Raw genomic sequence first — 11686 nt, 5'->3', positions numbered from 1 at the left:
CGGCTCCGGACTCGTCCCCGGCGGGTTCGGGCCTGGCCGAAAATCAGGTGCGGACGTGACGGTTGTATGACCATCATGGGGGACGTGAACATACGTATCGACGATCCCCATCGGCTCGGGGAGAGCCGGCTTCCCGGCGGACGGTCGCTCGGCTGGGCGGAGTGGGGGCCGCCGGACGGCGTCCCGGTGCTGCTCTGCCCGGGAGCGGCCACGAGCCGCCTGCTCGGGTTCGGCGCGGACGCCGTCGACAGGCTCGGCGTACGCCTGATCTCGGTGGACCGGCCGGGGCTCGGTGCCTCGACGCCCGCGCCGGGCCGGACGTTCTCCGACTTCGCCGACGACATCAGCCACCTCGCCGAGCTGCGCGGGCTGGGATCTCCGGCGATGGTCGGCAACTCCCAGGGCGCGCCGTTCGCGCTCGCGTGCGCGGTGGAGGGGGTCGTCTCGGCGCTGGCCGTCGTGTCCGGCGCCGACGAGATCGCCGCGCCGGAACGGGCCGGCGAGCTGCCCGAACAGCTGCGCGAGCTCGTCGCCATGACCGTCCGCGACCCGGACGGCGCGGAGAAGGTCTTCGCCGGGTTCGGCCCGGACGCGATGTGGGACATGGTCGCCGCGGGAAGCCCGGCCTCCGACCTGGCCGTCTACACCGCCCCCGCCTTCGAGGCCGCCTACCGCCGTGCCCTGGACGAGGGATTCGGCCAGGGGCCGGCCGGTTACGCCCGCGACACCGTCCTGGCCATGGGCCGGTGGCCGTTCGATCTCGCGAGGATCACCGTTCCGGTCGACGTCTGGTACGGCGAGCAGGACACCGGCCACTCGCCCGACCGGGGGGTCACGCTCACCGCCCGGATCCCGGGCGCCGTCCGTCATCTCGTGCCGGACATCGGCGGCGCGGTGCTCTGGACCCACGCCGAGCCGATCCTGCGCGCCCTCCTGCGGTAGGCGGTCGCGGCGAGGTCGCCGGCCCGGGAAAGACGGCGAGGTCGCCGGCCCGAAGGACGGCGAGGTCGCCCGCCCGGGAAGGACGGAGAGGTCGCCCGCCCGGGAAGGACGGAGAGGTCGCCGGCCCGGGAAGGGCGGCGAGCTCACCCGCTCGGGAAAGGCCTGGCCGGGCTACCGTGGGAGAGGTGGAAGAGAACCGGGCCCGACGGGTCGTCGACGCGTTACGTGACCGTGGCATAGACGCCCACCTGGCCAGGGGCGGCCACCAGATGGGCGTCCGGGTGCTGCTGTCAGGTGGCCGGGAGGCCGACTGGGACACCGACGGCACGGCCGGCCTGGAGGCGCAGGTGATGCGGAACGGGATGCTGGTCGGTTTCGTGCCCGTGATCGAGGGGTCCGAGGACTACGACGAGGAGCAGGTCGTCGACGCCATCGCGCGGACCGACTACGACCGGCCCATCGCACGGCAGCGCGCGACGGCGCCGCCCCCGGCCGAGCCGCTGCCCCGGCTGGGCGGGGTCTTCCGCCGGTTCCTCGACGGCTTCCGCTACCGGTGACGGCCCTCACCAGGACGGGTGGGCGTCGTCGCGGCCGTCACGCGCCGCGTCCACGGCGTACTCCGGCGACAGGACGCCCATCTGGGCGATCTTGATACCGGCCTGGAAGCGGCTCGTGGCGCCCAGCTCGTCCATGATCGCCGACATGTGCCGGCGGCAGGTCCTGGCCGCCATGCCGAGCCGGTTGGCGATCACCTCGTCCTTCAGCCCGGACGCCATCAGCCGCAGCAGCGAGAGCTTGATGTCCGCGGACACCTCGTCGTAGCTCGCGGTACCGCTCTCGAACGGCATGGCGCCCGCCCAGACGCGTTCGAAGCCCCGGCGGAGGAAACCGACCACCACCGGATGAGTGATCATCGCCGCGCCCGAGGGTTCGTCGCCCGCCGGGTCGATGGGGATGAAGGCGACCTGCCCGTCGAAGATGAACATGCGCTCCAGGCTCACCGAGGTGGTGCGGACCTGGCCGCCGTGCTCGGCGATCCGGCCGACGTAGGAGCGCATGCCCAGGCCGGCGCGGGCGGTGTGCTGGAACAGCATCCGCCGGTCGACCCCGCGCTTGAACGCCGACGCCTCGGTGGAGGCGGCGTGGCGGCTCTCGCGTTTCCAGCCGCCGGGCTGCATGACGAGCACCTCCCGGGTGCACCGCAGGCTCGCCGCGTCGATCTCCCGCTGGACCTCGGCGGGATCGGGCACCAGGCGCACGCCGTCGGTGTCGCGAGGCCGGGCGGCGGCCCGCGCCAGGTCGTCGGAGATGCGCTGGATCCGGCGGGTGTTGACATCGATCACCTCCTCCCGCCTCCTGATCTCGTCGACCAGTGGTTCGTTCAGCACGGTGAGCGCCAGATCCGGATGGACCGGGATCAGCGTCCCGTCGGTGTCCTTCTCCAGCAGCAGCTTGAGGTCCAGCAGGTTCCCGCACGCCTCGGCGGCCTCCGCCGGGTTCATCCCCAGCTCTGAGGCCACCGTCCCGGCGTTGATGTGGCCGCACATGACGGCGTACCTGTAAACGGTGATGGCGGTGTCCATGAGCTCCGGCAGGGCCGCCGGAATGTCCGGACGCATACGTGGTCGTTCACCTCCATGGCACTCGAACGTCACGGTACGGGGCTGCAGACCAGCCGGAACTGGGACGCGGTCTTCACGATGGCCTTCTCCACGTCGTCGGTGGACGTCCCCCGGAACCGGAAACGCGCCCCGACGTGCTCGTAGCCGCCCACCCGCGGCACCAGGCGCCCCACCGGGGGCACGACCCGCGCGTACGGGCCCTCCTCGGGATCGATCCGCAGCTCGGCGGAGACCACCGTGCACGGAGCCGGTACCGGGGTCGGTACCAGCAGCCAGCCGCCGGTCTCCCAGGTGTCCGGCACCCGCAGCGAGGGGCTGCGGCCCAGCTGGACGTCGGCGGCGGCGGCCATCAGGTCGATGCCGTGCACCTCCCGCCACACGAAGGGGATCTCGGCGCCGCCGACGCGGTACCCGGCCTCCAGGAAGGTGATGCGCGGCGCGCCGTCGCCTCCCGTCCCCACGAACACCTCCAGGTGGAACACCCAGGGACGGTCGCTCAGGGCGCCGGCCGCGGCGGCGGTGAAGTCGCCCAGCGGTCCCAGCAGGTCCGGGTCGTCGACCTCGACGGAGCCGAGCACCTCGCCGACGGTGAAGTCCACGCAGGTGTTCAGGTAGCGCGACGCCCGCCAGGGACCCAGCCGCGTCCCGGTCCACAGGCCGTCGACGTGGTAGATCGGATCGGGACAGAAACGCTGTACCAGGCGCGGTTCCGGCTCCAGGTCGCGCAGCGCGGACACCTCCTCGGCGGAGTCGAGCCGCAGCACGCCCCTGCTGGCGGTGCCGAACCGGGGTTTGACCACCAGGGGCCAGCCGTGCGCGCCGGCGAACTCCAGGACGGCGTCCGGGCCGGGCGCGTCGGCGAAGGCGGGAACCGCGAGGCCCGCCGCCCCGACCGTCCGGACCATCGTCAGCTTGTCCCGGAACCGGGCCAGCCGGTCGGGACGCTGCCCCGGGTAACCGAGGTGGGCGCGGAGCCGGGCGGCGGTGTCGAGGTCGCCCTCGTTCAGCGCGAGCACCCGGGCCGGGGGGCCGAAGCGCGCGGCCAGCGCCTCGGCGGCGGCGCGCACCGCCCGCAGGTCGTCGGTGGCCGGGACCGGCACGATCTCCGCCGCGGTCTCCGGTACGGACGCCCTGCCCAGCTCCGTGGTCACGTAGGTGACCCGGTGGGCGTGGTGGTCGATGTAGCGCTCGTACAGGGCGTGACGGTCGCGCCAGCGGTGGATCACCAGGATGTGGTCCGTCATGGCCGTTCCGTGGAGATCCAGTAGCTGCGGGCGCGCCGGTTCCAGCGGCGGCGCAGCGGGTCGCGCGTCACCCGGGCCAGCAGGCCGGCCGGGGTGATCACCAGGTAGTAGGCGGAGAGAAGTGCCACCTTGCGCATCGAGGAAGCGTTCCTTTCTCGGACGTGCGGGGACGCGGACGTGCGGGGACGCGGGCGTGCGGGGACGCGGAGGGATGAGGGGGAGGGGGAGGGGTGCGTGGGGACGCGGGAGGACGCGGGCGGGCGGATGCGGGGTCAGTCCAGCGGGATGGCCTCGCGCCAGTCCTCCTCCTCGTGCCATTCCGGCTGGTCCGCCTTGTCCAGCAGGAAGCCGCCCATGGCCAGCAGGTCGATGTTGGTGCGCATGAAGCAGGCGTACGCCTCGCGCGGAGAGTTCACGATCGGCTCGCCGCGGACGTTGAACGAGGTGTTCACCAGCACCGGGCAGCCGGTCTCCTCCTTGAAGGCGGCCAGCAGCCGGTGGTAGGCCGGGTTGTTCTGCTCGGTGACGGTCTGCACCCGGGCCGACGAGTCGACGTGGGTGACCGCGGGGATGGTGGAACGCCGCACCTTGAGCAGGTCGAGGCCGGTCGCGCCGCCGGCGTCGGCGGCCTCGATCCGCTGCGCGGCCGAGACCCCGGCCACCACGAGCATGTACGGGCTCTCCTGCTTGAGGTCGAAGTAGTCCTTGGCGTCGGAGGCGAGCACCGACGGCGCGAACGGCCGGAACGACTCCCTGAACTTGATCTTGAGGTTCATCTCCGACTGCATCGCGGAGTCACGCGGGTCCCCCAGGATGGAGCGGGCTCCCAGCGCGCGGGGCCCGAACTCCATCCGGCCCTGGAACCACCCGGCGATCCTGCCCCTGGCCAGCTCGGCGGCGACCCGCCGGGCCAGCGCGTCCGGTTCCAGCCGCGTGTAGGGGATGCCCTCGGCGTCCAGGTAGGCGCCGATCTCCTCGTCGTCGTAGGCGGGTCCGAGGAGCGACCCCGCCATCCCGTCCCGGCCGGTGCCCAGGTGCGAGCGGGGCGCGCCCCGCTCGGAGGCGACCACGAGGGCGGCTCCCAGGGCGCCCCCGGCGTCACCGGCGGCGGGCTGGATCCACACCTCGTCGAAGACCTCCTCCTGGATCACCTTGCCGTTGGCCACGCAGTTCAGCGCCACCCCGCCGGCCAGGCAGAGCCTGGACTCGCCGGTGACCCGCCTGGCCGTGCGGGCGAGGGCGAGGACGGCCTCCTCGGTGACCTGCTGCACCGAGGCGGCCAGGTCGAACTCGCGCTCGGTGAGGGGCCCCTCGGGCAGCCGGCGCGGCCCGTCGAAGAGCCGCTCGAACGCGCGGCCGGTCATCACCTGCCCGCGCAGGTACTCGAAGTAGCGCATGTCCAGCCGGAACGAGCCGTCCGGCCTCAGGTCGATCAGCCTCTCCCGGATCAGGTGGGCGTAGCGGGGCCGGCCGTAGGGGGCCAGGCCCATCAGCTTGTACTCGCCCGAGTCCACCTTGAAGCCGCAGAAGTAGGTGAACGCCGAGTACAGCAGCCCCAGCGAGTGGGGGAAGCGCAGCTCGGCGAGCTGCCGCAGCCGGCTCCCCCGCCCGTGCCAGAGCGTGGTCGTCGCCCACTCGCCGACCCCGTCGACGCACAGGACCGCCGCGCTCTCGTACGGGCTGGGCAGGAAGGCGGAGGCGGCGTGGGACTCGTGGTGCCGGCGCACCACGATCTCCGGGACCCTCCCGGCGTTCAGCTCGGCGAGCCTGCGCCGCACGGTCGCGGTGACGTCCAGTTTCCAGGAGAGCCATTCGGGAAGGGTGGCCCCGAACGAGGCGAAGCCGCGCGGCGCCGCCCCCAGGAAGGTCGCCATCACCCGGCGGAACTTCAGTTTCGGATCCTCGTAGTAGGCGACGGCGGACACGTCGCCCAGCTCCGCCCCCACCTCGCGCAGGCAGTACCTCACCGCCAGGGAGGGGAAGGCGGAGTCGTGGCGGCGCCGGCTGAAACGTTCCTCCTGCGCCGCCGCGACGGGAACCCCGTCGGCGACCAGCGCGGCCGCGCTGTCGTGATAGTAGGCCGAGATGCCCAGGACCAGGTCTGACACGGGCGTGCTCCTTCAGCGTGCTGCGGAGGGGTGGTTCACCGGGATTCGCGGGGCGCTCGTGCCAGGCGCGCGGCCTGGCGGGCCCAGAATCCCCTCGGCGGGTTGAGTGACCGGTAACCGGTCCGGACGCGTTGCCAGGCCTGGGCCTGGGCGCCGGGCCCCCGGGAGGAGGGCAGCGTCGCCATGTAGGTGTCGACGGCGTCGGCGGCCCACGCCGAGTGGCCGCTGGCGACGTTGTCGATGGTGTTGTGGATGTCGACGAACCGGGTGCTGAACCCGTGGGTCCGCAGGGCGATGCGGGCGCGCCGGTAGGTGCCGCCGACCCCGGACAGCTCCATGGCCAGGTTCAGCCCCAGGACCTCGGGCATGAACGTCTGCGGGAACCGCCCGACGCAGAGCCAGTACACCGGCAGCTCGAACGAGCTCTCCCGCAGGCCCGGCCACCGCGCGAACTCCGGCGTCCCGGTGGGGGGCAGCTCCACGCCCATCTCCGCGAGGACCTGGCGGTAGATCAGCGGATGGTTCAGCTTCACCTCGCCGTTGCCCAGCTCGTCCCAGTAGGTCTCGAACAGGGAGTGGCCGATCTCGGAGGACGCGTGCTCGTAGTCGGTGAAGCCCTGCAGCCAGCTCCCGTCGATCAGGGTCAGCGGGGCGAGCTGGACCGTGGAGTCGATCAGCTCCTCCCGGGTCGGCACCGGCACGTCGGCGTTCTCCTCGAACTCGCGCCCGTGCCGGTCGTGCTGCTCGGCCAGCCAGGGCCGCAGCCCGCCGGGGTTCCACTCCGCGGGCAGCGGGAGCTCGCCGTCGTCGATCCCGTGGCGGGACCGGGCGAGCCAGCGGTGCACGTACTCCAGCGCGAAGCGGCGGAGCGCGGGCGTGTGAGTCCTGGTCTGCAGCAGGTGGTACGCCTCCCGCAGGCCGGAGGGGGCGCGTCCGTCGTCCGCCGGGGCGGCGTCCAGCGACGGCAGCAGGAGCGTGTCCCGCCCGGGAACGGGCGGGAGCGGCGCGGCCGACGGGTCGTCCCCACCGGCGGGAAGCGCGTCGATCCAGCGGCGGATCACCGACAGGTCCTCGGGGGCGAAGACCCGGAACATCGGGCCGCGCTCACCGACCAGGCCGTTGACCAGCGAGCTCGCCGACGACCGCCCCGGCTTCACCAGCCGGCTGCCGGCCAGGGCCCGCAGCAGCGGCCCGGGGTCGGTCTGGCTCTCCTTCAGCCACTCCGACAGCGAGCGGCCCTGCAGCGTGAAGTCGTGGTGGTAGACGGCGCCCTCGCGGGACCTGATCCGCAGCAGCTCGGCCATCTCGTAGGCGGGGTCGAGGGAGGCGGCGAGGTCGGCGTGCAGGTCGTCGCTCCAGCGCCGCAGCGCGGCCAGCGCCCAGCCGAAGCCCAGCGCCACCCGGTCGGCGTCACCGCCCCCGCCGGGACGGGAGGCCGCGGCCCTCCCGCCGGGGTGCGCGTCCAGGAGGGCCTCCACCGCGATGCGGCTCTGCTCGGCCCCGGAACGCCAACCCCCCTGCCGGGCGCTGCCCGGATCGATGGCGTTCCAGTCCGTGACCTCCGGATGCGCGTGCCTGACCAGGACGAGGGCCGGTGGCGGCCCGGCGGCGCGCAGGCACAGGTCGGCGCCGAGGATCTCCGGACGGAAGTCGTCCGGACGGCGGCTCATGGCCAGCAGCAGGGCCGGCAGGTAGAAGGCCCCGTCGGCGATCCGCCGGTCCAGCGCGAGCCGGGCCCGGGGAACGGCGTTCTCCGACAGCAGCAGATGACGCAGCAGGACCAGGTAGGCGCTGCCACGTGAGGCGCGGGGGTGGCCGGCGCCCACGTCGGCGGCGTACAGGGTGAGGATGTCGAGCACCACGGCGTCGTCGGCGTTCGCCGGGGAGCTCAGCCACTGCAGCCACGCCCCGGACGCCAGGCCGAGCGGGGCGCAGCCGAGCGCCGCCCGCCGCACCAGGACGTCGCGGGCGCCCGGGTCACCGGTTCCGCCGGAGATGCCTGTTGCGCCGGGGTCACCGGTTCCGCCGGGGGTGCCGGAGGGGGCGCGGTCCAGCAGGGTCCGGTAGCGTTCCCTCTCCTGCTCCCCCCAGGCCGCGGCCCGGTCCACGAGGTCGTCCAGCCGTGGTGGCCCGGTGTGCCAGCCGGCGAGTCGCCGCAGCTCGGCGCGGATCTCGTGGACGAACCTGCCCCCGGGGAACGAGCACTCGGCGTCGCCGGCCCTCGCGTACAACGTCCTGGAGGTGGACTCGGTCTCGCCCCGGCGTTCCGTGTCCGGAGGAGAGGTGTGTTCCGTACGACTTCGCACCTTCCTGCCCTTCCTTCGTTTCTCGGGACCTCCCCGGCGAACCGGGGGATCGTGCGGGATCGCATGGGGTCGCGCGGGGTCGCGCGGGGCGTCAGAACATCGGGTAGATGGAGGCGTCGTCCTTCTTCTTTTTCTTGGGCTTGCGGCCGAAAAGCCTGGACAGCACCCTTCGCACGAACGACATGGCGTCACACGTTCCTTTCACGGGCCGGGTTCACGGGTTCGGGTTCACGGGTTCGGGGTCGCGGGTTGGGGATGCGGGTTCGGGGGCACAGGCCGGATCCGCGGGTTCGGCCGGGGGCCGCGCCGGAGGCGGGCGGCCCGGGGTGGCGGGCGGCCGGCGCGGTCAGGTCAGGCCGAGGGAGTCGGCCAGGATCCGGGAGACGATGTCGTGTCCCTCGTCGGTGAAGTGGGCGCGGTCCACGAAGAGCCAGTCCCGCTCCTGTACGGCGTCGGAGAGCACCGGATTGATGTCGAAGAAGTCGATCTTCTTCTTCTCGCAGGCGCTCCGCAGCGCCTCGGCGTAGCGGCGACCGGCCTCCTTGGTGGCGATGTCGCCGTAGAGGGACCAGAAGTTGGACTTCTCGTCCAGCTCGCCGAACAGGAGTCGCTCCTGCGGCGCGTGCTCCTCCCTGACCCAGGTGGCGAGCGGCTGCAGCACGAAGGACAGCCGAGCCCCGGTCTCCCCGGCCAGCAGGCGCCAGCCCTCGAGGTGGCGGACGGTGAGATCCACCGCGTAGGAGATGCGGTCCGCCAGCGGGGGCACCGGGGGATCCTCGGGCGGGTTCGCCGCGCCCTTGCGCTCGGCGCGCCGGCCGAAGACCAGCGGCGTCTTGCGGTGCCGGGCGCGCAACTCCTCCATCTGCTCGAAGTACTCGCCGCAGTTGAAGAAGCCCCCGTGGTCACCCCGTTGCCACTCGGGCAGCCGGGCGAGCGCCAGGTTGTTGAGCCCGGAGAAGACGACGATCTCCTCGATCTCGGGGAGCAGGTGACGGTAGAGCAGGAAGAGGGAGAGCTCCTGCGTCGAGTTGTAGCTCCGTCCGGCGAAGTTGAGCCAGGGGACCGACGGCGCGTACTCGGTCCACAACCGGGAGGGGATCGTGGCGGCGTCGGTCGTGGAGCCGATGCCGAACGCGGTGGAGCTGCCGGTGAACAACCGCACCGGGCCGCGCGGCAGGTCACCGCCGGCGGAGGCACGGTCACCGGCGCCGTGGGAGATCCGGAAGCCGAGCCGGTCGGTGTTGATCACCTCGGATCGGTAACCGGCCCGGTGGAAGTACATCAGGTAGGGAAGCCACCGGGTCTCCGAGCGGTGGTCGAAGTCGTCGTACCGCAGCATCTGGGGCGTGAGGGCAGCGCGCTGCGACTTCACAGGTGATTCCTCCTTGGTCGTGGCCGTCGGTCGCCGGCCGTGGCCCCGGGCGGGCGGCCCGGGGTGGGGCCCGGGCGGACAGCCCGGAACCGCGCGATGACGAAAGTCTTTTCCGGCCGATGCCCTGGATTATGCGGGCATGACAAAATTTATAGGTGGTGCGGTATTGGACGGTGATATCCGCCGAGAGGGTCCTGCTCTGCACAACCCCGTCGCAGCCGGCCTGTCACCCCGATTTCCCGTGTCCTCGCGCAGGGCGAGCGGGCATTAATCTCAACCATGACGAATGTAGCAAGCCGTACGCGTTCCATCAACCTCTTGATTGCACTATATCTGTGTGATAACGGTCGTTATCGGTTTGGTGGAGCGCGTTTGTTAACGGGATATGTACGCGATTATCACAACGAGTTACCTAGCGTATTAGCGACAGTTTGAAGTTGTAATGCCGAAGTGAGGGCGAGGTCGCCAGGCCACTCCGGGGACGATTCTCCGGCGGATTCCTCCAGGGTGCGGCGCCCGTCCGGGGCCTGTTCCACGCCGACGGGACGGTGTCGCGCCTCAAACGTCACACCAGGTGAGAAGGGTGTTCGGGCGTGGTGGCCGACGCCGGGCGGCGGCCTCGCCCTGAGTGGGAAATCAAGACCGCCGAAACAAGAATAAAAGGCCGATACCAAAGAAGCCGAATGAGAAACAGACACGAGTCGGCGCACGCAACGCCGACCCCTTCCTTTCCCCCTGAATCAGGCGGCCGACACGGCGCATGAAAAACGGCCCGCCGTCGCCGACGGGCCGTGAATCCTGAGAAATACGACGCCCGGAGGGCGACGGTGATATCAAAACATCCGAACGCCACGCGCCCGGTCCGTCACCCGGTGGAAATGAACGTGCATCGGAACGGAACGCTCACGAAGCGTCCTGCCACGGTCACGCGATTTAACCCCGCGATTTTCCCTGCCTTTTCGAAGCCGCTCCGCCCTCCGGTCCGGGTGATTCAGGAATCGCCCTCGGAAGGGAAGAGCGGGCCGCGGTGCACCTTGTGCTGGGCCGCCTGGGCGACCGGTCGCACGACCAGCTGGTCGATGTTGACGTGGGGCGGCAGGCCGACCGTCCAGGCGACACACTCGGCGACGTCCTCGGCGACGAGTGGCCGGTCCACGCCGGAGTAGATCGCGGCGGCCTTGTCGGCGTCGCCCCGGAAGCGGTTGAGGGCGAACTCCTCGGTCCGCACCATGCCCGGGGCGATCTCCACCACCCGGATCGGCTCACCGGCCAGCTCCAGCCGCAGCGTCTGCACCATCGACCGCTCGGCGTGCTTGGCCGCGCTGTACGCGCCGCCGCCCTCGTAGTTCACGTAGGCCGCGGTCGAGGTGAGGGTGACGATCGTGGCGGTACCGGCGGCACGCAGGAGGGGCAGCAACGCCTGGGTGACGTGCAGCGTGCCGAGCACATTGATCTCGAAGCTACGGGTCCAGTCGGCGGGGTCGCCGGTGTCGACGGACTCCGCGCCGATCGCCCCACCGGCGTTGTTGACCAGCACGTCACACCTGTCCAGCGCCGAGGCGAGGGCGGCGACGGACTCACGGTCGGTCACGTCGAGGGGGATGGCGCGCCCGCCGATCTCCGAGGCGAGCTCCCGCAGCCGGTCCATGCGCCGGGCGGCGAGCACCACGTCGTAGCCGTCCTTCGCCAGCCGCCTGGCCGTCGCCGCGCCGATTCCGCTGCTCGCACCGGTCACAACCACGGTTCCGGTCATCAAAATGCTCCAATCGGCCGGCGATTCACGGGGAACCGAACACTGGGCAGAATCCCTAACGTACCAAGTGCCCGGAATCGTGGAACAGCGCTTCCCATCAGGTGGACGGTGTCTCCCCGGCGACGGCCCGTCCCAGGTCACCGGGGGGTCGGACGCCGCCCTCCGGCTTTCGCGCGTACTCCTGCAGCGATCTCACCCCCGGGTCGCTCCAGGCGGTCGCCTGGATTCCCTGGACGGCGGCGGCCAGGCCCTGGACGGTGGTGATGCAGGGAATGCCCCGCAATACCGCGGCGGTGCGGATCTCGTACCCGTCCAGGCGGGGGCCGGCCTGGCCGGGAC

At 71.7% G+C, this 11686-nt stretch carries 10 protein-coding genes; 2 read left to right on the top strand and 8 right to left on the bottom strand.

The window, feature by feature from the left end:
• The first annotated feature begins 75 nt into the window (after positions 1 to 75).
• Both AB0G16_RS34475 and AB0G16_RS34470 read left to right on the top strand, forming a co-directional pair.
• Positions 76 to 942, top strand: coding sequence for an alpha/beta hydrolase (locus AB0G16_RS34475; protein WP_362814548.1), 867 nt, complete (start codon positions 76 to 78; stop codon positions 940 to 942).
• A gap of 185 nt (positions 943 to 1127) precedes the next feature.
• The gene (locus AB0G16_RS34470; protein WP_362814546.1) at positions 1128 to 1499 is read left to right on the top strand and encodes a hypothetical protein; all 372 of its coding nucleotides are present in this window, start codon (positions 1128 to 1130) and stop codon (positions 1497 to 1499) included.
• 6 nt (positions 1500 to 1505) lie between these two features.
• On the opposite strand, the gene AB0G16_RS34465 is transcribed toward AB0G16_RS34470, so the two are convergent.
• From AB0G16_RS34465 to AB0G16_RS34430, 8 genes are all read right to left on the bottom strand, one after another.
• Positions 1506 to 2561 (bottom strand): helix-turn-helix transcriptional regulator, encoded by a 1056-nt coding sequence (locus tag AB0G16_RS34465; protein WP_362814544.1) that lies wholly within the window; start codon positions 2559 to 2561, stop codon positions 1506 to 1508.
• A gap of 32 nt (positions 2562 to 2593) precedes the next feature.
• Positions 2594 to 3808 carry a hypothetical protein gene (locus AB0G16_RS34460; RefSeq protein WP_362814542.1) on the bottom strand — a complete coding sequence of 405 codons (1215 nt, stop codon included), beginning with the start codon at positions 3806 to 3808 and terminating at the stop codon, positions 2594 to 2596.
• Entirely contained in the window at positions 3805 to 3945 is a 141-nt protein-coding gene (locus AB0G16_RS34455; protein WP_362814540.1) for a hypothetical protein, read from the bottom strand. Before AB0G16_RS34455 ends, AB0G16_RS34460 begins: the two co-directional genes overlap by 4 nt.
• 135 nt (positions 3946 to 4080) lie before the next feature.
• A complete protein-coding gene (locus AB0G16_RS34450; protein WP_362814538.1) occupies positions 4081 to 5916 on the bottom strand; it encodes a carbamoyltransferase in 1836 nt (611 codons plus the stop codon).
• Positions 5917 to 5951: 35 nt separating this feature from the next.
• A complete protein-coding gene (locus AB0G16_RS34445) occupies positions 5952 to 8222 on the bottom strand; it encodes an iron-containing redox enzyme family protein (RefSeq protein WP_362814536.1) in 2271 nt (756 codons plus the stop codon).
• Between the two features lie 346 nt (positions 8223 to 8568).
• Entirely contained in the window at positions 8569 to 9594 is a 1026-nt protein-coding gene (locus AB0G16_RS34440; RefSeq protein ID WP_362814534.1) for a hypothetical protein, read from the bottom strand.
• A gap of 991 nt (positions 9595 to 10585) precedes the next feature.
• Complete coding sequence (locus tag AB0G16_RS34435; protein ID WP_362814532.1) at positions 10586 to 11347, bottom strand: SDR family NAD(P)-dependent oxidoreductase; 762 nt, start codon at positions 11345 to 11347, stop codon at positions 10586 to 10588.
• Between the two features lie 97 nt (positions 11348 to 11444).
• Positions 11445 to 11686, bottom strand: a 242-nt coding sequence (locus tag AB0G16_RS34430; RefSeq protein WP_362814530.1) for a hypothetical protein, incomplete at its 5' end; no start/stop codon positions are given.

It is taken from the genome of Streptosporangium sp. NPDC023615 (assembly GCF_040640155.1).
Lineage (GTDB): Bacteria > Actinomycetota > Actinomycetes > Streptosporangiales > Streptosporangiaceae > Streptosporangium.
This window is presented reverse-complemented; position numbering and strand designations above follow the sequence as displayed.

Bases quoted from the DNA above. Each gene is read 5' to 3' on its own strand.
- AB0G16_RS34475 (WP_362814548.1), top strand. From the start codon at position 76: ATGGGGGACGTGAACATACGTATCGACGATCCCCATCGGCTCGGGGAG.
- AB0G16_RS34465 (WP_362814544.1), bottom strand. From the start codon at position 2,561: ATGCGTCCGGACATTCCGGCGGCCCTGCCGGAGCTCATGGACACCGCC.
- AB0G16_RS34460 (WP_362814542.1), bottom strand. From the start codon at position 3,808: ATGACGGACCACATCCTGGTGATCCACCGCTGGCGCGACCGTCACGCC.
- AB0G16_RS34455 (WP_362814540.1), bottom strand. From the start codon at position 3,945: ATGCGCAAGGTGGCACTTCTCTCCGCCTACTACCTGGTGATCACCCCG.
- AB0G16_RS34435 (WP_362814532.1), bottom strand. From the start codon at position 11,347: ATGACCGGAACCGTGGTTGTGACCGGTGCGAGCAGCGGAATCGGCGCG.